At 28.2% G+C, this 20,001-nt stretch carries 20 protein-coding genes, 1 tRNA gene and 1 pseudogene; 20 read left to right on the top strand and 2 right to left on the bottom strand.

What is annotated here, in order from left to right; all coding sequences use genetic code 11:
* Nucleotides 1–59 precede the first annotated feature (59 nt).
* The 9 genes from clpP (at nucleotide 60) to GOM42_RS08055 (ending at nucleotide 8,743) form a co-directional block, all read left to right on the top strand.
* On the top strand, nucleotides 60–644 hold the full coding sequence (gene clpP, locus GOM42_RS08095; RefSeq protein WP_003448628.1) for an ATP-dependent Clp endopeptidase proteolytic subunit ClpP: 585 nt from the start codon (nucleotides 60–62) through the stop codon (nucleotides 642–644).
* A gap of 39 nt (nucleotides 645–683) precedes the next feature.
* The gene (gene clpX / locus GOM42_RS08090; RefSeq protein WP_003448621.1) at nucleotides 684–1,991 is read left to right on the top strand and encodes an ATP-dependent Clp protease ATP-binding subunit ClpX; all 1,308 of its coding nucleotides are present in this window, start codon (nucleotides 684–686) and stop codon (nucleotides 1,989–1,991) included.
* Nucleotides 1,992–2,101: 110 nt separating this feature from the next.
* The gene (lonB, locus tag GOM42_RS08085; RefSeq protein ID WP_003460767.1) at nucleotides 2,102–3,814 is read left to right on the top strand and encodes an ATP-dependent protease LonB; all 1,713 of its coding nucleotides are present in this window, start codon (nucleotides 2,102–2,104) and stop codon (nucleotides 3,812–3,814) included.
* Between the two features lie 121 nt (nucleotides 3,815–3,935).
* Complete coding sequence (gene lon, locus GOM42_RS08080; protein WP_003460768.1) at nucleotides 3,936–6,266, top strand: endopeptidase La; 2,331 nt, start codon at nucleotides 3,936–3,938, stop codon at nucleotides 6,264–6,266.
* Entirely contained in the window at nucleotides 6,266–6,859 is a 594-nt protein-coding gene (gene yihA, locus GOM42_RS08075; RefSeq protein ID WP_003448636.1) for a ribosome biogenesis GTP-binding protein YihA/YsxC, read from the top strand. Before lon ends, yihA begins: the two co-directional genes overlap by 1 nt.
* A gap of 216 nt (nucleotides 6,860–7,075) precedes the next feature.
* Nucleotides 7,076–7,558: a hypothetical protein gene (locus GOM42_RS08070; RefSeq protein WP_011590826.1), complete on the top strand. Its 483-nt coding sequence runs from the start codon at nucleotides 7,076–7,078 to the stop codon at nucleotides 7,556–7,558.
* A gap of 35 nt (nucleotides 7,559–7,593) precedes the next feature.
* On the top strand, nucleotides 7,594–7,809 hold the full coding sequence (locus tag GOM42_RS08065; RefSeq protein ID WP_003460758.1) for a hypothetical protein: 216 nt from the start codon (nucleotides 7,594–7,596) through the stop codon (nucleotides 7,807–7,809).
* A 21-nt stretch (nucleotides 7,810–7,830) separates the two neighbouring features.
* Nucleotides 7,831–8,088 (top strand): hypothetical protein, encoded by a 258-nt coding sequence (locus tag GOM42_RS08060; protein WP_003477994.1) that lies wholly within the window; start codon nucleotides 7,831–7,833, stop codon nucleotides 8,086–8,088.
* An 85-nt stretch (nucleotides 8,089–8,173) separates the two neighbouring features.
* Nucleotides 8,174–8,743 carry a hypothetical protein gene (locus tag GOM42_RS08055; RefSeq protein ID WP_011010422.1) on the top strand — a complete coding sequence of 190 codons (570 nt, stop codon included), beginning with the start codon at nucleotides 8,174–8,176 and terminating at the stop codon, nucleotides 8,741–8,743.
* Between the two features lie 139 nt (nucleotides 8,744–8,882).
* Here GOM42_RS08055 and GOM42_RS08050 read toward each other — a convergent pair whose 3' ends face one another.
* A complete protein-coding gene (locus GOM42_RS08050; RefSeq protein ID WP_011590823.1) occupies nucleotides 8,883–9,806 on the bottom strand; it encodes a hypothetical protein in 924 nt (307 codons plus the stop codon).
* A 101-nt stretch (nucleotides 9,807–9,907) separates the two neighbouring features.
* On the opposite strand from GOM42_RS08050, the gene GOM42_RS08045 reads away from it, so the two are divergent.
* Nucleotides 9,908–10,504, top strand: a complete 597-nt coding sequence (locus GOM42_RS08045) for a zinc dependent phospholipase C family protein (protein WP_003460916.1) — start codon at nucleotides 9,908–9,910, stop codon at nucleotides 10,502–10,504.
* Between the two features lie 347 nt (nucleotides 10,505–10,851).
* A complete protein-coding gene (locus tag GOM42_RS08040) occupies nucleotides 10,852–11,721 on the top strand; it encodes a methionyl aminopeptidase (protein WP_003466212.1) in 870 nt (289 codons plus the stop codon).
* A gap of 37 nt (nucleotides 11,722–11,758) precedes the next feature.
* Here GOM42_RS08040 and GOM42_RS08035 read toward each other — a convergent pair whose 3' ends face one another.
* Nucleotides 11,759–12,700: a hypothetical protein gene (locus GOM42_RS08035; protein ID WP_003460046.1), complete on the bottom strand. Its 942-nt coding sequence runs from the start codon at nucleotides 12,698–12,700 to the stop codon at nucleotides 11,759–11,761.
* A 194-nt stretch (nucleotides 12,701–12,894) separates the two neighbouring features.
* On the opposite strand from GOM42_RS08035, the gene GOM42_RS08030 reads away from it, so the two are divergent.
* From GOM42_RS08030 to GOM42_RS07990, 9 genes and pseudogenes are all read left to right on the top strand, one after another.
* Nucleotides 12,895–12,981: transfer RNA gene (locus GOM42_RS08030), tRNA-Leu, on the top strand.
* A gap of 203 nt (nucleotides 12,982–13,184) precedes the next feature.
* Entirely contained in the window at nucleotides 13,185–13,511 is a 327-nt protein-coding gene (locus tag GOM42_RS08025) for a hypothetical protein (RefSeq protein WP_003460036.1), read from the top strand.
* 269 nt (nucleotides 13,512–13,780) lie between these two features.
* The gene (locus tag GOM42_RS08020; RefSeq protein ID WP_003460040.1) at nucleotides 13,781–14,572 is read left to right on the top strand and encodes a M15 family metallopeptidase; all 792 of its coding nucleotides are present in this window, start codon (nucleotides 13,781–13,783) and stop codon (nucleotides 14,570–14,572) included.
* A gap of 102 nt (nucleotides 14,573–14,674) precedes the next feature.
* Nucleotides 14,675–15,303 (top strand): annotated as a pseudogene (locus GOM42_RS08015) (IS607 family transposase).
* Nucleotides 15,275–16,438 (top strand): RNA-guided endonuclease TnpB family protein, encoded by a 1,164-nt coding sequence (locus GOM42_RS08010; protein WP_003460029.1) that lies wholly within the window; start codon nucleotides 15,275–15,277, stop codon nucleotides 16,436–16,438. Before GOM42_RS08015 ends, GOM42_RS08010 begins: the two are co-directional and overlap by 29 nt.
* A gap of 159 nt (nucleotides 16,439–16,597) precedes the next feature.
* Nucleotides 16,598–17,509, top strand: coding sequence for a DUF368 domain-containing protein (locus GOM42_RS08005; protein WP_110077153.1), 912 nt, complete (start codon nucleotides 16,598–16,600; stop codon nucleotides 17,507–17,509).
* A gap of 199 nt (nucleotides 17,510–17,708) precedes the next feature.
* Nucleotides 17,709–18,122, top strand: coding sequence for a hypothetical protein (locus GOM42_RS08000; RefSeq protein WP_003470422.1), 414 nt, complete (start codon nucleotides 17,709–17,711; stop codon nucleotides 18,120–18,122).
* 138 nt (nucleotides 18,123–18,260) lie between these two features.
* Nucleotides 18,261–18,596 carry a hypothetical protein gene (locus GOM42_RS07995; RefSeq protein ID WP_057231561.1) on the top strand — a complete coding sequence of 112 codons (336 nt, stop codon included), beginning with the start codon at nucleotides 18,261–18,263 and terminating at the stop codon, nucleotides 18,594–18,596.
* A 68-nt stretch (nucleotides 18,597–18,664) separates the two neighbouring features.
* Entirely contained in the window at nucleotides 18,665–19,948 is a 1,284-nt protein-coding gene (locus tag GOM42_RS07990; RefSeq protein ID WP_057231559.1) for an ectonucleotide pyrophosphatase/phosphodiesterase, read from the top strand.
* Nucleotides 19,949–20,001: the final 53 nt, after the last annotated feature.

Raw genomic sequence — 20,001 nt, 5'->3', positions numbered from 1 at the left:
TTTTTATGATATATATGGCAATATTATAATTAGAGTTTTTTTTAAAAGGAGGGAATTTAATGAGCAATTTAGTACCTATGGTAGTTGAACAAACAAGCAAAGGCGAAAGAAGTTACGATATATTCTCAAGATTATTAAAAGATAGAATAATAATGTTAAGTGGAGAGGTTAATGATGTAACGGCTAACCTTGTTGTTGCACAATTATTATTCTTAGAAAGTGAAGATCCAGATAAAGATATACATCTTTACATAAATTCCCCAGGAGGTTCTATAACTTCTGGAATGGCAATTTATGATACTATGCAATATATAAAGCCTGACGTATCTACAATCTGTATAGGTATGGCTGCTTCTATGGGAGCATTCTTATTATCTTCAGGAGCAAAAGGAAAGAGATTCGCATTACCAAATGCTGAAATAATGATACACCAACCTTTAGGTGGATTCCAAGGGCAAGCAACTGATATAGATATTCATGCTAAGAGAATATTAAAGATAAAAGATAAATTAAACCAAATCTTAAGTGAAAATACAAATCAACCTCTTGAAAAGATAAAAGTAGATGTTGAAAGAGATTATTTCATGGAAGCATCAGAAGCAGTAGAATACGGATTAATAGATAAAGTTATAGAAAGAAAATAATCTACAACTTAAATCTTATTGAAAGTTGAGGTGGATAAGATGGGAAAATTTGAAGACAAAAAGCAATTAAGGTGTTCTTTTTGTGGTAAAAATCAGGAACAGGTTAAGAGATTAATCGCAGGTCCTGGTGTATATATATGTGATGAATGTATAGAGCTTTGTTCAGAAATAATAGAAGATGAATTTGAAGGAAATACAGAATCATCACCATTAGAAGCTAGCAATCTTCCAAAGCCACAAGAAATTAAAGACTATTTAGATCAATATGTTGTTGGTCAAGATAGAGCTAAGAAATCTTTAGCAGTAGCTGTTTATAATCATTACAAGAGAATAAATGCTAATAAGGCAGAGGATGATGTTGAACTACAAAAAAGTAACATACTTTTATTAGGACCTACAGGTTCAGGTAAGACATTACTTGCACAAACTCTTGCTAAAATGTTAAATGTTCCATTTGCTATAGCAGATGCTACAACATTAACAGAGGCAGGATATGTTGGTGAAGATGTTGAAAATATACTTTTAAAGCTAATTCAAAATGCAGATTATGATGTTGAAAGAGCTGAAAAAGGGATAATATATATAGATGAGATAGATAAGATTGCTAGAAAATCAGAAAATCCATCTATTACAAGAGATGTTTCTGGAGAGGGTGTTCAACAAGCCTTATTAAAAATATTAGAGGGAACAACAGCTTCAGTACCACCACAAGGTGGAAGAAAGCATCCACATCAAGAGTTTATACAAATTAATACTTCAAATATTTTATTTATTTGTGGTGGAGCTTTTGATGGAATAGATAAAATAATAGAAAAAAGAGGAACTAAGAGTTCTATAGGTTTTGGCGCTGAGGTTAAAGGAAAAAGCGAAAAGAACGTTGGAGAACTTTTAAAGGATATAATGCCTGGGGATTTATTAAAATTTGGTTTAATACCAGAATTTGTTGGTAGATTACCAGTATTAGTAACTTTAGAAGCTTTAGATAACGAAGCTTTAGTAAGTATTTTAACTAAGCCAAAGAATGCTCTAGTAAAACAATACAAAAAGTTATTTGAGCTTGATAATGTAAAACTAGATTTTACAGAGGAAGCTTTAAAAGCTATTGCAGATGAAGCTATAAATAGAAAAACTGGTGCTAGAGGATTAAGAGCTATAGTAGAAGAAACTATGATGGATATAATGTTTGATATACCATCAGAAGAGAATATTGTAAAAGCTACTATAACTGAAGAGACAATCAAAGATAGAAAAGATCCAGAGCTTGAAAAGCTTCCAGAAGGAGAAGTTAGACCAACTTTAAAAACTGAGAAGAAAAATAAAGCTAGAAAAGATATAGAAACTGCTTAATAGAAAAAGATGCATACTATTTATGCATCTTTTTTATTTTTTATGGAGTTTTTGGAATATCATCACAAAAATAGGTAAATACTAACCGTATAGAACGGGAGGTATTAGAGATGAATACTTATACATTTATAATGTTTCTACAATTACTTATGTCAATTTTATTCTATATATATATGAGCAAGTCCTTTGCGAGTAAGAAGAAAGATAATAGTGTTTTAGAAAAAGAAAATGAAAAAGAAATGGAAAAATTAAATAAATTAAGAATGATAAAACTGACAGAACCTTTAACTGAAAAAAGTAGACCGAGTAATTTAGAAGAAATAATAGGACAGGAAAAGGGAATAAAAGCTCTTAAAGCAGCACTTTGTGGGCCAAATCCACAGCATGTAATAATATATGGTCCACCAGGGGTAGGAAAAACTGCAGCAGCTAGAATAATTTTAGAAGAGGCTAAGAAAATGGCAGCATCTCCTTTTAATAAGGATTCTAAATTTGTTGAAATAGATGCCACAACTTTAAGATTTGATGAGAGGGGGATAGCAGATCCATTAATAGGTTCTGTTCATGATCCAATATATCAAGGAGCTGGTTCCTTAGGGATTGCAGGAGTTCCTCAACCTAAGCCAGGAGCTGTAACAAAGGCTCATGGAGGAATACTTTTTATAGATGAAATAGGAGAACTCCATCCTATTGAATTAAATAAACTTCTTAAAGTTTTAGAGGATAGAAAAGTTTTTTTAGATTCAGCCTATTATAGTTCAGAAGATCCCAATACTCCTAGATATATAAAAGAAATATTTGATAATGGATTACCAGCAGATTTTAGATTAATTGGTGCAACTACAAGAAGCCCAGAGGAAATAGTGCCAGCTATAAGGTCAAGGTGCGTAGAAATATTTTTTAGAGGACTAACTGTTGAAGAGATTAGAAAAATTGCTTTAAATGCTACAAATAAGGTTGGCTATAGAATAAGTGATGAGGGATTAGACATAGTATCTAGATATTGTACTAATGGAAGAGAAGTTATAAACTTAGTGCAATTATGTTCTGGTCTTGCAATAAATGAAAATAGAGATTACATAAAAGAGAGTGATATTTATTGGGTTATTGAAAATGGTCAATACAATCCTAGAATGGAAAGAATGATAAATGATAAACCTGAAATTGGGTATGTAAATGGCTTAGCTGTATATGGAGCTAACAATGGAGCTTTAATGGAAATAGAAGCTACAGCAAAGTTATCAAGTAATAGTATAGGTAGTATAAAAATTACTGGAATAGTTGATGATGAAGAACTAGGCGGTGGAGAGAAGAAAATAAAGAGAAAAAGCACAGCCTATTGCTCTGTACAGAATGTATTGACAGTATTAGATAATATATTTAATTTAAATTCAAAGGCCTATGATATACATGTTAACTTTCCAGGAGGAATACCAGTAGATGGTCCATCAGCTGGAATAAGTATAGCTACAGCCATATATAGTGCAATAAAAGGAGTGCCTGTAAATAATAGAGTAGCCATGACTGGTGAGATATCAATAAAGGGAAAGGTAAAACCAATAGGGGGAGTAAATGCAAAGATATTAGCAGCAAAGAGAGCGGGAGTAGAATTGGTAATTGTTCCAAAGGAAAATTTAAGTAGTATAACTAGAGATATTGATGGAATAAAGATAGTTGGTGTTAAGAAAATTGAAGAGGTATTAGATCTTGCACTTTATGAAGAAGAATGTATAGAAAAAGAGAGCTTAATAATTAAAGATAATAGGGCATTTTTTGGTGCTGGTGCCTTAAATGCAGAATCTATAAAGAAAGCTAACACTTAAAGTGTTAGTTTTCTTTTATGGAATTAAATAAGCTTGAAAAAAACTTGTAATATGTGTATACTTGTTAAAGACTATATATTTATATAATATGTAGTTATTAATTTTTTTGGAGGGGATATTTATGAAAGAAGATAAATTAATTCTTCCTTTAATTCCTCTAAGAGGTCTAACTGTATTTCCTAATATGGTTATATACTTTGACGTTGGTAGGGAAAAGTCAATAGAAGCTGTTGAAAAGGCTATGGCAGGAGATCAAAAGATATTTTTAGCAGCTCAAAAAGATATAGAGATTGACAATCCGAGTGAAGATGACATCTTTAATATAGGTACAATCTGTGAAATAAAGCAAATTGTAAAAATGCCAAAAAACACTATAAGAGTTTTAGTAGAAGGTATTGAAAGAGCAAAGATGGATGAATTCTTTGATAAAGAGGAATTACTTGAAGCATCAATAGAGAAAATAGATATTGATAATGAAATTGACCATGAACTTGAAGCTTTATCAAGAAAGTTAAAGGATGATTTTTTTGAGTTTTTAGATATTACAGCAAGTAGTGGAATAAATGGTGTTGATTTATTTGATAATCTAGAAGAAGAAAAAGATTTAAATAAGGTTACAGATTTAATTTCTTCATATGCTCTTATAAAACAAGAGGACAAGCAGGATATTCTTCAAACTTTAGATTTAAAGAAAAGAATAGAAAAATTAATATTTTATGTGAAAGAAGAAATTGAAGTAGCTAAAATAGAAAAAAGAATTGGAACTAAAGTTAAGAAGAAATTAGATAAAGGCCAAAGAGAATATTATTTAAGAGAGCAAATGAAGGTAATCCAAGAGGAACTTGGAGAAGATGATGATAATAAGAAAGCTATAATTGAGTTTGAGAAAGTTATAAATGAGAAAAAATTACCTAATCAGGTTAAGGAAAAAGCTCAATATGAAATTTCAAAGCTTAAGGCATCATCTCCATATTCTCAAGATGGAGGAGTTACAAGAACTTACTTAGAAAATTTATTAGACATGCCTTGGGGAGAATTTACTGAGGATACTTTAAATATAAAAGATGCGAGAAAAGTATTAGATAAAGATCATTATGGATTAAAGGACGTAAAGGATAGAATTCTTGAATATTTAGCTGTAAAGCAAATAAGTAATTCATTAAGAGGACCTATTCTTTGCCTAGTTGGACCTCCAGGGGTAGGTAAAACTTCTATAGCTAAAAGTGTTGCAACTTCACTAAATAGAAAGTTTGTAAGAATGTCTTTAGGTGGAGTTAGAGATGAAGCTGATATAAGAGGACATAGAAGAACTTACGTTGGAGCAATTCCAGGAAGAATAGTTACTGGATTAAAGGAAGCTAAAAGTATGAATCCAGTATTTTTACTAGATGAAATTGATAAGTTAGGAATGGATTTCAAAGGAAATCCAGCTGATGCCTTACTAGAGGTTTTTGATAATGAGCAAAATAAAACTTTTAGAGACCATTATCTAGAGGTGGATGTTGATTTATCAGAGGTTATGTTTATAACAACAGCAAACTCTTTAGATGGAATTCCAAGACCTCTTTTAGATAGAATGGAATTAATAGAGGTATCAGGATATACTTATGAAGAAAAATTCAGAATAGCTAAGAAATATTTAGTACCAAAGGTATTAAAAGAACATGGTGTTGATAATAAAATAATAACTATATCTGATTCTGCTTTAAAACTTATTATAGATAGTTATACAAGAGAGTCTGGAGTAAGAAATCTTCAAAGACAAATAGCTAATGTTATAAGAAAAGGAATAAAGGATATAATAGAAAAAGATAAGAAAAATTTAAATATATCTACTAAGTTAGTTGAAAAATACTTAGGGCCAAAAATCTTTAGCTATGAAGAAATTGATAAGGAAGATAAGGTTGGAGTAGTTACAGGAATGGCTTGGACTGCTTATGGTGGAGATACTTTACCAGTAGAAGTAATGGTTATGGATGGTAAGGGCAGATTAGAGCTTACTGGACAACTTGGAGATGTAATGAAGGAATCTGCAAAAGCTGCATACTCTTATGTGAGAGCTCATATGAAGGAATTAGGAATAAAGGATGAGTTTTATTCTAAGAAAGATATTCATATACATGCTCCAGAGGGTGCAGTACCAAAGGATGGTCCTTCTGCAGGGGTTACTATGACTACTGCCTTAGTATCAGCATTAACTGGTAAAAAAGTTAAACACAATGTTGCTATGACTGGAGAAATAACTTTAACTGGAAAAGTTTTAGCTATTGGTGGTTTAAAAGAAAAATGCTTAGCAGCAAGAAGAGTAGGAATTGATACGGTTATAGTTCCTAAGGAAAATGAAAAAGACGTAATTAAACTTCCTAAAATAGTTAAGGATAGTTTAAATATAATACTTGCAGATAAAATTGATGATGTATTAGAAAATGCATTGGTTGGAGTTGAAAAATAATGAAAATAAAAAGTTCGGAATTTATAATATCAGCGGTTAAGAGAGAACAGTATCCTGATGATAACCTACCAGAAATAGCTTTTGTTGGTAGATCAAATGTTGGTAAATCTTCTATAATTAATTCATTAACTAATAGAAGAGGCTTAGCAAAGGTAAGTCAAACTCCAGGAAAAACTAGATTAATAAATTTCTTCTTATTAAATAAAGATTTTTATTTAGTAGATTTACCTGGTTATGGATATGCAAAAGTATCTAAAAAAGAGAAGGCATCTTGGGGTGCTACAATAGAAAGATATTTATTAAATAGAGGACCTTTAAAGAAGGTTGTTTTATTAGTAGATTGTAGACATAAGCCTACTGCTGATGATGTTCAAATGTATGAATGGATAAAGCATTATGGATATGAAGTTGTAGTTATTGCAACAAAGAGTGATAAGATATCTAATAATCAAATAGGAAAAAGCGAAAAGCTTATAAAAGAAACTCTAGGATTACCTAAAGATCACAAACTTAAGTTCTTCTCTTCATTAAATAAAAAAGGAAAAGATGAACTTGTAGATTACCTTTTTGATGATTTAGTTGAAGAAGTTTAATTTCATAAATTAAATATAAAATTAACTTTTTAGATGTTTCTAGAATATAGTATTAAAGAAGCTGTGAAGATTTTATCTTCGCAGCTTCTTTTTTTGAAGTATATGCCCTTTTATCAATATTTATTACAAAAAGTAGAAAATATTCCATAAATATGTGTCAAAAATTTGTGAAGAGAATACTATATAGTATAAAGAAAATATATGGAGGTAACATTTATGGACTTAAATGAAATCTTAGAAGGAATGTCAAATGACAATTGTGGTAACTCAGGATGCTGTAATACTTCAGGATGTGGAAATTCTTTTGATAATTGTGGACAATCTGTAGGAGGAGTTAATAATTTTAACGGATTTGGAAATAACTCTTGTGGTGGATTTGGAAACAATTGTGGTGGCTTTGGAAATAACTGCGGAGGATTCGGAAATAACTGTGGTTTTGGCTTCGGTGGCGGAATATGGACATTAATTTGGTTATTCTTATTATGTGGTGGCGGATTCGGCGGAAATGGCGGATTCGGTGGAAATAGTAACAGATGCTGTTGCTGCTGTGAAGATGAATGCTGCTGTGGAGGCGGAAATGGTGGATTTGGATGTAACGCTATAATATGGATAATTATTTTAGCAACTTTATGTGGTGGCTTCGGAAATAATGGCGGAAACAATAACTGCAATGGATTATTAGGTAATTGTGGATGTTAACAAAGGCTTAGAAAATAGAAAAGGAGTAAAGAGAAATGAGTAGAAAGAAAAAATGTTGCTGTAATAGTCATGAAAACTATAGTAGACATGGCGGATGTACAGGAATGGATGCTTGTACAGTACTACCAACTCTTTTAGTTTTACAATGTTCAGGTTTATTATGTAACGATAGAGCATATATCTTAATTTTATTATCATTACTATGCGGTGGATTTAATGCTTGTGGATGCAACAATAATAGATGTTGCTAATAGAAAAAGGAGTGAATTTTTATGAGTAGAAAGAAATGCTGCAAATGTAGATGCAGATGTAAATGCGAATGCAAATGCAAAGGCAAAAAACATGATTGCTGCAGTCAACAAAGTAGAAATACTGGTTGTTCAGGATTTAATGCTTGCACAACATTACCAACATTGCTAATACTTTGTCAATCAGGTTTATTATGCAATGATAGAGCATATATCTTATTCTTATTATTCTGGCTATGTGGTGGTGTAAACGCAAATAGCTGCGGCTATGAATGTTGTTAGAATAATTTTTGGAGGGTTTTTTAACCCTCCTAAAAAAATAAAAAATTATAGTACATATACATAAATTTATTAAGGAGGATAGGAGATGTCAAAGCGTAGACGCAAAAATAAAGTTAGTGAAAATTCAAATCAAGGAAATTTTATGGGGGGATTAAATCCTCAGATGTTAGATATGTTAGGACTTGGAGATGTTGATGTAAACAAAGTATCAGAAGTTCTATCTTCTATGGGCAGTGATGGATTCGATATGAATTCTATAAATTCTATTTTAAATAACAAGGATGGAGGAAAGAATAATTCTTCTAAGAATAAAAGTAGTAAGAAAGGAAATATGAATAATAATAATCCTTTATCAGCTATTATGGGAGATGGAAACCCTATGGGGGATTTAAGCTCACTTATGGGATTACTAGGTGGCGGAGCACAAGGAATGAATCCAATGGGTAATATGGGGAACTTAGGAGCTATTGCTAATATGATGGGTGGAAATATGGGAGGTGGAAATTTAGGAGCACCAAATAATGTAAGTGGTGATACAAGTATGGATCCAATAGTTACTATGATACTTTCCCTTAGAAATTTTGTTGATCCTCAAAGAGCTAGATTTTTAGATAAGGTTTTAAAGATGTATAAGGAAGGAAAAATAACTTATTAGATTTATATACTTAATTTAAAAAAGAGATTTATCAAAACTTGTATATGAAATTTATAAATATATTATGAGAAATTCTTAACTTTGATCAAATTTTATTTATAATTTTTATTTATAAGTTATTTTGATAAATCTCTTTTTATTATTTATTAATATTTAAATTTATGGAACTTATTAAAAATGTATCATTAATTTTTTCTAATTGAATTATGAATTTAACTTGTGATTTATTATTAGGGTTTTCTTTTGGGATTTTATTAAAGTTTAAGGTCCAAGAGCAATTAGTGGCTTCTCCAGTATTATTCCAAGCTATATCCATAAAGAAAGCCTCTTGAAAGTCATAATAATAAGACTCTTTTTCTAATCTCCATATTTGAGATAGATCTTCTTTAGAAATATAAGTTGCAAATATATTTGGAAGTTCAGATATTTCATAATTTAAAGATATTATGTCTATAAAAGAAATTATAGAATATAGTCCAGTAGGTTCAACTGTATCATAGGATATATTTTTAAATTTTTTATTTAAAAGCATATATTTTTGAATATTTTCTTTACTATCACCTAAGGAAAAAGAAAGTATTTTAGGGGTTTTCCCATTATTTGAATCTACAATTCCTAATATATTGTTTGTAGAGTAAAATATATCTTCAAAGCCATTTCCAGTCCACTTAAATAAATGCTGTATAGAGCTATCTTCTTCAGAAGATTGAACAATTATCTCTTTAATATTATTTCTGTCTAAATCTAATAAGTTTAAAGTTATAGGACGATTAGGCGAAAAGTTACCTAGAGAATTAATTGTTTTATTTGGAGTTAATTCATAACTTTTTTCATTAATAGTTGCATTTATTATATAATTATTTTCACTTCCTAATTCTATATATAAACAATCTTCTTTCCCATCACCATTTAAATCTGACTTTATAGTTTCTTTAATAGTATTTTCATTAATAACAGATTTAGTAGAATTATCTTTAAAGGTAAATATTAAAGTAAAGGAAATTAAAATAATAGTAATAAAACTAAGATGTTTTATTAAATTATTTTTGTTTTTTAAAGTCATAAAATCACCTCAAATAGATTATATGCATATAATCTATTTTTTATTATTATTGTAATTTTTTTTTGCACTTTGAACAAAATATACTAAGGGTGGTGATTAATATGCTTTATAAAACTCATCTTGAAATAGGAGAAAATACATTTAATACTATTGAAGGAAGAGGAAGAAATTTAATTGATAAAAAAAGTTTTTTAAAAGGAAATGTTCTTCCAGATATTTCACCTAAATATAGGTTGAAAAAACATGGCAGAAAACAGTTTGAAGAGATTATTGATGAAAAGGTAAAAGAGCTAAGTAGGTTAAGTAGTGATGAAATAATAAATCATTTAGGAAAAGAAAAATTTAGTATAGAGTTAGGAGTAATATGTCATTTTCTATGTGACTTTTTTTCTTTGCCTCATGATGAGGAATGGGGTTTTAAGGAGAGTGTAACCTTAAAGCATGTGTTATATGAGAAAAAGTTACATAAGGTTTTTAGTAAAGATATAATAATAAAAGATAGTTATAAAATACTAGGAAACTCAGATTATGATGTGTTCTTTAAAAATGCTTTAAAGAAATATAGAGATGTATATGGACATAGAAATGATCTATTTTTTGCAATGTATTTAAATAATTCAGTTGTTAGATATGTTTTAGAATCCATAGAAGAAAATGATAAAATAAATCTTTCAAAAGAAAAACACATTGCTTTTTAATAATTGAAGCAAATATTACATATTATTATAAAAAGGATAAATGGGAGGAACTTAATATGATAATATTTGCAAAGAGGATTAATATAAAGGGAGTTATATATAATTTAATGAATTATAATGAGTATAATAAGAGAAAATATAGCTCTTTTTATAGATAAAAGTAAGTAAAACTTATATTGTTTTTAGAATTATAGATATGGGATAGTATAGAGTACATAAATCCTATATCTTTTTTTATAATCTTATTAATAAGGTGTAAACTTGAAAAAAGTATAACTTAGTATATACTTAAAAGTATAGATATATACTTTAAGGTGTATTTAAAGTTTTTATAAGGAGACAGGAAAATGAGAATAAATAGAAATGATTTATGCTGGTGTAACAGTGGTAAGAAATATAAAAAATGTCATATGGAATTTGATGAGAGAATAGAAAATTTAGCTAGAGAAGGATTTGAAGTTCCTACTAGAGATATAATAAAAAATGAAGAACAAATAGAAGGTATAAGAAAAAGTGCAGAAATAAACAATGCTGTTTTAGATTTAGTTGCAGAGAAAATAAAAGCAGGTATGAGTACTGAAGATATAAATAAAATAGTACACGATTATACTGTAAGTAGAGGAGCTATTCCAGCACCACTTAACTATGGTGGATTCCCTAAAAGTGTTTGTACTTCTATAAATGATGAGGTTTGTCATGGAATTCCTGATGAAAATATAATTCTTAAAGAAGGAGATATAATAAACGTTGATGTATCTACTATATATAATGGATATTATTCAGATGCCTCAAGAATGTTTATTATTGGAGAAGCTAGTGAAAATGCAAAAAGATTAGTTAAAGTAGCTAAAGAATGCTTAGAAAAAGGTATTGAAGCAGTTAAACCTTGGGGATTCTTAGGAGATATAGGAGCAGCAATTCAAGAGCATGCAGAAAAGAATGGATATTCAGTGGTAAGAGATTTTGGAGGTCATGGAGTAGGATTAAAATTCCATGAGGATCCATTTGTATATCACTATGGAGATGCTGGAGAGGGTATGGTATTAGTACCAGGTATGATCTTTACAATAGAGCCTATGATAAATGAAGGGAAATATGATGTCTTTGTAGATGCAGAAAATGATTGGACTGCCTTAACTATGGATGGATCACTTTCAGCTCAATGGGAGCACACAATACTAGTTACAGAGGATGGAATTGAAATAATAGCTAAATAATAAAATTTTAAAGCCTTCTAATTAAATTTAGAAGGCTTTAAAAATACATGCTTATTGGTGCTATTAGTACAGCTGGTGATTTAACTTTAGGTTCTGGACATTTAGGAATTGGTATATTAAGATTTTTCAATAGATCTAAATAAGGCTCAATTGACTTTAATAAATCAATATAATAATTTTCCTGTGTAAGCTTTCTTAATAAATTTATACAATCATTATTATTTGTACAAACTTTAATAACTTTTCCTAAAACATTGCAATTACAATTACATTTATCAAATACATAACAATCTCCATTTAAAAAGTATTTTGAATTGGTATTAAGTATTGCAGTATAGCCAGAACAATTCATAATTATATCTTCAGTTGAATTTAAAGAAAGTTTATCTTTAATTGTTTTTAGTAAATTTAATATTATAGAAAAGTTTAAATTGCCTAAGTTTTTATCTTTTAAAAGGGAGTCTAATATGTCTAAGGGAAAGCATTCTATTAAGCTTATTATTGAATCTAAGTAAGAAGAGAGTGAAGTTTCTGTTATGCATCCCTTTGTTCTTATAAAATCTCCTTCAGAAATATGAGAATCAACTAAATGAGAATTTTCAAGATCCTTAATAACTTTTGAGGTAGTCATTCTCTTAAGCATAGTATTGTGTATTTCAAAAGAAGTATAAATTCTTTTTATTTCTTCTTCAGTTCTTCCAAATAGTCTATTTTCTATGCTTCTATCATTTCCATAACAATTTGTTTCATTAAAGTCATTTGATCTATTACTAGTTTTAAAACCCTTATTATACATTCGACTTTTTCCATCACTACAAAAGGTTTTATTATTTTCATCTAAGTGAATTCTTCCAGATAAGGTGTTGTCACAAATTCTTTTAGAAGTACGTATATCTATATATCCATTTAGATATACAGAAGATAGACTTTTTATTAAATATTCATCTATGTATATAAAAAGATTTAAAAGATCATTCATTATTATTCTCCTAAACTAACTTGATCATATTATAATTTATATTATGAATATTACTTTGCTATGAATATTAAATATAAAAATAAAATAAACTTAAAAATTTTAAAAGTATTTTTAGAATGAAAATCTACAAGAATTTATATGGAAAAATATGTATTGACAGAAATGAACAGTTAATATATAATAAAAATGTTCAAGCCGAAGTGGCGGAATTGGCAGACGCAGCGGACTCAAAATCCGCCGGGCTAATACTCGTACGGGTTCGAGTCCCGTCTTCGGCACCAAACACCTGAATATTATCAGGTGTTTTTTTTATTAATAAGATAAATATAATCTTTAGTATTAAAGGATTGGTATGAAAAGCTTATAATACAAAATAGAAGTTTTAAAAAGTAAAATTAAAAAATATTTAATAAAGTTAAGTGGAAACTGAGAATATATATGTAAAATTATAGTATTATATAATAAAAGGGTCTTAGGAGGATATATGCTTATTGCTATTTTATTATTATTACTAAGTATTTTTAACATATTCATAGGAAAAAAAGTAAAGGATAAAAATCTAGCTCATCTTTTATCAGGTTTTGATAAGGAAAAAGATGATTTGGAGTATGTAAGTAGTGTCTTAGGAAATACCTTTAAGTGGATTGGAAATTTAGGGGTTATAATTACAGCTATTTATTTGATTCTAATTAATAGTATTTCAGTAGGATTATACTTAATTTGTTACGTAGGAGTTATAATACTATTTACAGTTAATCTTACCTTTAAAACAGATAGACACAGAAGAAGCAAATTAAAAGCAGCAAAATAAATTAAAAGTACTAAAAGTTAAAATCTTTTAGTACTTTTTTAAATTACTTTAAACTTTGCTAAATTTTAATCAAAATATATGATTTTAATTTATAATATTGAATATGGAATAAAGTTTATAATATAATAAACTTTGTATTAATTCCCAATAGAAAACTTCAATTTATTATTTTACAGTTTAAATTTTTGAAATATTACGTTTATATAATGTTAATTTGGTAATAATTTAAAAGATTAGTCTGTTTAATAAATAATTGGAGGTATGTTTAGGTGAAACTTAAAAGTTACATATTAACAGGAGTTATTATTACATTAACAATAACTAGTTTTTTTATAGGAAGAAGCTATGAGTCTTACAAATTGAAAGCTTTAGAGGTGAGTAATGTAAGTTCTAATGAAGAGATAGATAATGAGAATAAAGAATCAAATAAAGAAGAGCTTAGTGAAGAGCAGCTTCGTATTAAAAAAATAATTTTAAATGATAAGGATGGATTGTTTAAGGTTGTAAATAAGGAAAACTCAATAGATAAAAGTTATAAGCCAGAAGAATTAATTATTCCAAAGGTTAATTTTGTAGGTTTAGAAAATGAACCTAGAAACAGAGTTAGCAATGTATTAAAGAAAGATTTAGAAAATCTTTTTAGTGATGCAAAAAAAGCTGGGTTAGACTTATACCTTTCTTGTGCTTATAGGTCTTATGAAGAGCAGGAATATTTATATGGCAGAGCTTTAGAAAAAGAGAAGAGTGATTCAAGCAATCTTGTGGCTTTACCAGGAACAAGTGAGCATCAATTAGGATTAGCTGTAGACCTTACTACTAGATCTATAGGGTTTCAATTAGAAGAGTCTTTTGAGGATACAAAAGAAGGACAGTGGCTTTTAGAAAACTCTCATAAATATGGTTTCATTCTAAGATATTTAAAAGGAAAGGAAGATATAACTGGGTATAGTTATGAACCTTGGCACTATAGATATGTTGGAGATTTAGAAGTAAGCAAATATTGTTATGATAATAATCTTACATTAGAGGAATTATATGATGAATTGGATATAACAAAATAATATATAAATATAAGATTTTAAAGGAGATATTATTTTGTTTATAAAAATATAATCAAATATGGTCTAATAGGATATAATATAATCACAAGATGAAGTGATTATATGAGAAAATATTATAAACCTAAAGAATTTGCAGAATTATTAAATGTATCAGTTATTGAGCTGAAAAGGTGGGATAATGACAGAAAATTAAAAGCATTTAGAACTCCTACAAATAGAAGATGCTATACTTATGAACAGTATCTTGAGATACAGGAATACATAAAGAAACAAATAGTAGAAAAATAGTTATTTATACACGAGTTTCAACTTCTAACCAGAAAAATGATTTAAAAAATCAAGTTGAATTTCTTAGACAATATGCTAATACTAAAGGAATAATAGTAGATGAAGTTATAGAGGATTATGGAAGTGGACTAAAGTATAATCGTAAAAATAGAATAGACTTATTGATAGTTGTATGACAAATGAGATAAGTACAATTATTATAACTGATAAAGATAGATTTATGAGTTTTGGATATGATTGGTTTGAAATTTTTTCAGATAAATTCAATGTAGAGATTATAGTTGTAAATAATGAAAGTCTTTCTTTCACCACAAGAAGAATTATTCCAAGATATAATATCAATACTTCATATTTTTAGTTGTCGCATATATGGATTAAGAAAATATAAGAAAAAAATTAGAGGGGATGAAGAAGTTGAAAAGAGCATACAAGATAGAAATTAATCCTACTGATGATCAAAAATCTAAAATACACCAAACTATTGGTGTATCAAGATTTATATATAATTTCTACATTGCTCATAATAAAGAGATTTACGAGAAAGAAGGAAAGTTTGTTAGTGGTATGGACTTTTCAAAGTGGTTAAATAACGAATATATCCCAAATAATCAAGATAAAAAATGGATTAAAGAAGTATCTTCTAAAGCTACTAAACAAGCTATTATGAATGGAGATAAAGCATTTAAAGATTTCTTTAAAAAAGCTAAGGGTTTTCCAAGATTTAAGAAAAAGAAAAATCAAGATGTAAAAGCTTATTTTCCTAAGAATAATAAGACAGATTGGACTTTAGAAAGACATAGAGTCAAAATACCAACTTTAGGATGGGTAAGATTAAAAGAGTTTGGATATATTCCTAAAAATTCAGTAGTTAAAAGTGGTACAGTAAGTCAAAAAGCTGATAGATATTATGTATCTATATTGGTTGAAGAAACATATATAAAAATATCTAATCCCAATAATGAAGGTTTAGGAATTGACCTAGGTATTAAGGAATTTGCAATATGTTCAAATGGTAATAAATTTAAAAATATAAATAAAACTTCAACGGTTAAGAAAATCGAAAAGAAGTTAAAAAGAGAGCAAAGAAAACTTTCAAGGAAATATGAAAGTTTAAAAATAAGAAATAAAAATATAAAAGAAGGGAGAGCTACTCGTCAAAATATTCAAAAACAAGTAGTCAAAGTACAAAGACTTCATCAGAGATTAGCTAATATACGAACTGATTATATAAATAAAACAGTATTTTCAATAGTTAAGCAAAAACCAAGCTATATAACAATTGAAGATTTAGCAGTATCCAATATGATGAAGAATAAGCATTTATCTAAAGCTATTTCAAGTCAGAAGTTTTTTGAATTTAAAACTAAACTAATGTCTAAATGCAAACAAAATAATATAGAACTTAGAATAGTTGATAGATTTTATCCATCATCAAAGACTTGTAGTAATTGTGGAAAGATTAAGAAGGATTTAAAACTATCAGATAGAATTTATAAATGCGATTGCGGATTTACTATTGATAGAGATTTAAACGCAAGTATTAATCTTAAAAATGCAAAAGAATATAAGATAGCTTAAAATCAAAAGCACTTATATATGTACGGAGGGCTAACTTCGGAATTTAAGCCTTTGGAGAGCCATACAAAATCGTAGTAGCTTAGGCAAGGCGAGGCTTTATGAAGAAGGAATGATCTCGATATGGATACATTTGACCATATTTTGAGTAGCAGATAGGCTATGTATGTGATTAACTTTATAAGAGGGTTTTTAATGGCTTTAGCAGATAGTGTTCCAGGGGTTTCTGGTGGTACTATAGCATTTATAATGGGATTTTATAATAAGTTTATAAGTTCATTAAATGCTTTAACATCTACAAAAAAAACTGATGTAAGCAAAAAAGATGCTATAATATTCTTATTAAAATTAGGAATAGGTTGGATAACTGGTATGGTTTTATCAATATTATTTATAGCATCAATATTTGATAAAGAAATATATAAAATCAGTTCTTTATTTACTGGATTTATAATATTTTCTATACCAATAATAATTAGTGAAGACAAAGAATCATTAAAGAAAAACTATGGATACATAATATATGCTATTTTAGGAATAGCTATTGTTGCTGCAATAACATATTTTAACCCAGCTACAGGGAGTGCAAAAGGAACAAGTTTAGTATTAAATGAGTTTTCATTACCACTTGCACTATATGTTTTCTTTGCTGGAATGATTGCTATATCAGCAATGGTTTTACCAGGGATATCAGGATCAACATTACTTTTAATATTTGGTCTTTATGCACCTGTTGTAAATGGAGTAAAAGAAGTTTTAACATTTAATTTTAGTTATTTACCTATGCTTATAGTTTTTGGACTAGGGGTAGTTGTAGGAATAATAACTACAATAAGATTAATAAAATTCTTACTTTCAAATTATAGGTCTCAAATGATTTATTTTATAATAGGATTAATGATTGGATCTATATATGCAGTTTTTATGGGACCAACTACATTAGAGATTCCAAAGGCTACTATGAATTTAAGTAGCTTTAATTTCCTATTCTTTATTATAGGAGGAGCTTTAATTTTAGGATTGCAACAGTTAAAAGGATACCTTGAGAAGAAAGAAAAAGTTTCTAATATATAAAAAATATATAGTAGCTGTCATTACGTAGAAGTAATGACAGCTTTTTCTTTAATATTGTAGATTTTTAGAATATAATAAGAGAAATAGAGGATTGTAGTCATTTCTTAATTAAAAATTAACCTTAAAGCCTTTGTTATACTAAATTTTTTATAGTATATTATTAATAAGCTAAAAATTTATTTATACGGAGGGATAAGCAATGTTTTTAAAAGAGTTAAATAAAGAACAAGGATTAGCATTTATAAATTTAGTAACTGAATTTGCTTTAGCTGATGAGAATATCAAAAAAGAAGAAGAAGATTTAATTCGTACATATATGAAGGAATTAGATTTAGAAGAAGAGGAATTAGGAAATCTTTCATATGAAGAATCAATAGAAACTATAAAAAATTCATCAGAAAAGGTTAAAAATATTGTTTATTTTGAACTTGTCAGAATAGGACTTGTTGATGAGGATTGTGATATAGAAGAAGTTGATTTCTTAGAAAAAATAAGCAAAGATTTAAATATATCAAGAGCTAAAAAAATACAAGTAGCTAATTGTTTCTATAACTTCTCAGAAAAAGATGGAGAAGCAAAATTAGAGGAAATGGCAAAAGATATAATAGGATAATAAAAAATAGAATCGGCTGTATCAAAATATAAGAATAAAAATTATTTTGGTATAAGCCTTTTTTTATTTAATTATATGGAAAAATATGTATAATGGGGTTATAATTGAATTGTTAAGTGATTAATAGGGGGAGAATATATGGGAAGTAAAGTTTTTGAGAGAAAAAATAGAGTTTATGATTTAAAATATAGTGATGATATAAGTAAAATTTGTAAACCTTATAAAATAGTTTCAAATATAGCTTGGATTGTAGTTGTAATTGCATTAGTAGAGCCTAGAGTTTTATTACCTACTTTTTTATTAAGCCTATTAATGTTTTTAAGTAAGAAAATGAAAGTATCATGGAGGGTAAGTACTTTTTTAGAAAAGGTGAGAAATGGAAGAGTCGATGAAGGAAAAAAGATTTTAAGTAAATTACAAGGGGATATAGAGGAGCCTATTTATAAAGAACTTAAAGAGTTATTAAAAATATAAAAATTATCATTGACATAGAGGATAAAAGAATTAAAATAATTTAATAGGAACAGGAGATGATAATTAAAATGAATAATAAATACATGGTGGTAATTTCTTTAGATGCAGTATCTTCAAAAGATATTGAAATAATTAAGGAATTACCTAATATATCTAAGCTAATGAAAGAAGGGTCACTTATAAAGAATGTAGAAACAATATATCCTTCTTTGACATATCCAGCTCATGTATCCATTATTACTGGGAAATATCCAGTTAATCATGGAATAACAAATAATATAGTATTAAATTTTAAGGATGAAAATCCAAATTGGAACTGGTACGGAAATAAAATAAAGGGAGAAACTCTTTTTGGACTAGCTAAGAAAAATGGTCTTACAACGGCTTCAGTGGTTTGGCCAGTTACAGGAAAAATGAAAATAGATTATAATATGCCAGAAATATTTGAGACAAAACCTTGGCATAATCAAATAATCATGTCTGCTTTAGCTGGAAGTAAAGTTTATCAATTTAGTATGAATAAAAAGTTTGGGTCTCTTAGAAAAGGTACAAAGGAGCCTTATTTAGATAACTTTGTTACAGCATGTGCTAAGGAGACAATAAAAAAATACAAGCCTAATTTAACTATGGTTCATCTAATAGATGTAGATTCTCATAGACATGATTATGGATATGAAAGTTTAGAAGCCTCAGAAGCTTTAAAAAGACACGATATTAGAGTAGGAGAGATAATACAGTGTTTAAAAGAGGCAGGGATATATGAAAACACAACATTGATTTTACTAGGAGACCATAGTGCAATAGATACTCATAAGGTAATAAGGCTTAATAGTGCCTTTAGGGAAGAAGGATTAATAGAATTAAAGGATGGAAAGCTTAAAAGCTTTAAAGCAATAGCTAGGGAATGTGGAGGCTCATGTTATATTTATTTAGATAATAAAAATAAAGAAGATGAGAAGAAATGTTTAGAGATCTTGAAAAAGCTTAAGGAAGAAGGAGCTTTAGAATACATATTAAATAAGGAAGAGGCCATAAAAGTTGGAGCTAATGATCAATGTGATTTTATGGTAGAAGCTACTAGAGGATATTATTTTTCAAATGAATATGAAGGAAAAGTTATTGAGGAAACTAAAGATATAAAAAATAAACATACTTACAAAGCAGTTCATGGATATTCACCTAGAAAAAAAGATTATGGAACATTCTTTTTAGCTTTTGGAAGAGGAATAAAATCAGGTGTTGTTTTAGAGGAAGGTAAGCTTATAAATCATGGACCAACCTTAGGAAGAATATTAGGTTTTAATTTTCAAAAGGCAGATGGAATAGTTGAAGAGAGGATATTGAATCTATAATAATTTTCTATGATTTTGAATAAAATAATTAATTGAATAAAATTGTTGAAATT

It is taken from the genome of Clostridium sp. 16K-1-R1 (assembly GCF_023921145.1).
Classification (GTDB): domain Bacteria; phylum Bacillota; class Clostridia; order Clostridiales; family Clostridiaceae; genus Sarcina; species Sarcina perfringens.
This window is presented reverse-complemented; position numbering and strand designations above follow the sequence as displayed.

Coding starts and splice junctions, on each gene's coding strand:
- GOM42_RS08040 (WP_003466212.1), top strand. CDS start 10,852: ATGAGAATAAATAGAAATGATTTATGCTGGTGTAACAGTGGTAAGAAA.
- GOM42_RS08070 (WP_011590826.1), top strand. CDS start 7,076: ATGGACTTAAATGAAATCTTAGAAGGAATGTCAAATGACAATTGTGGT.
- GOM42_RS08005 (WP_110077153.1), top strand. CDS start 16,598: ATGTATGTGATTAACTTTATAAGAGGGTTTTTAATGGCTTTAGCAGAT.
- GOM42_RS08055 (WP_011010422.1), top strand. CDS start 8,174: ATGTCAAAGCGTAGACGCAAAAATAAAGTTAGTGAAAATTCAAATCAA.
- lon (WP_003460768.1), top strand. CDS start 3,936: ATGAAAGAAGATAAATTAATTCTTCCTTTAATTCCTCTAAGAGGTCTA.
- GOM42_RS08025 (WP_003460036.1), top strand. CDS start 13,185: ATGCTTATTGCTATTTTATTATTATTACTAAGTATTTTTAACATATTC.
- lonB (WP_003460767.1), top strand. CDS start 2,102: ATGAATACTTATACATTTATAATGTTTCTACAATTACTTATGTCAATT.
- clpX (WP_003448621.1), top strand. CDS start 684: ATGGGAAAATTTGAAGACAAAAAGCAATTAAGGTGTTCTTTTTGTGGT.
- GOM42_RS08050 (WP_011590823.1), bottom strand. CDS start 9,806: ATGACTTTAAAAAACAAAAATAATTTAATAAAACATCTTAGTTTTATT.
- GOM42_RS07990 (WP_057231559.1), top strand. CDS start 18,665: ATGAATAATAAATACATGGTGGTAATTTCTTTAGATGCAGTATCTTCA.
- GOM42_RS08060 (WP_003477994.1), top strand. CDS start 7,831: ATGAGTAGAAAGAAATGCTGCAAATGTAGATGCAGATGTAAATGCGAA.
- GOM42_RS08000 (WP_003470422.1), top strand. CDS start 17,709: ATGTTTTTAAAAGAGTTAAATAAAGAACAAGGATTAGCATTTATAAAT.
- GOM42_RS08035 (WP_003460046.1), bottom strand. CDS start 12,700: ATGAATGATCTTTTAAATCTTTTTATATACATAGATGAATATTTAATA.
- yihA (WP_003448636.1), top strand. CDS start 6,266: ATGAAAATAAAAAGTTCGGAATTTATAATATCAGCGGTTAAGAGAGAA.
- GOM42_RS08045 (WP_003460916.1), top strand. CDS start 9,908: ATGCTTTATAAAACTCATCTTGAAATAGGAGAAAATACATTTAATACT.
- GOM42_RS07995 (WP_057231561.1), top strand. CDS start 18,261: ATGGGAAGTAAAGTTTTTGAGAGAAAAAATAGAGTTTATGATTTAAAA.
- GOM42_RS08065 (WP_003460758.1), top strand. CDS start 7,594: ATGAGTAGAAAGAAAAAATGTTGCTGTAATAGTCATGAAAACTATAGT.
- clpP (WP_003448628.1), top strand. CDS start 60: ATGAGCAATTTAGTACCTATGGTAGTTGAACAAACAAGCAAAGGCGAA.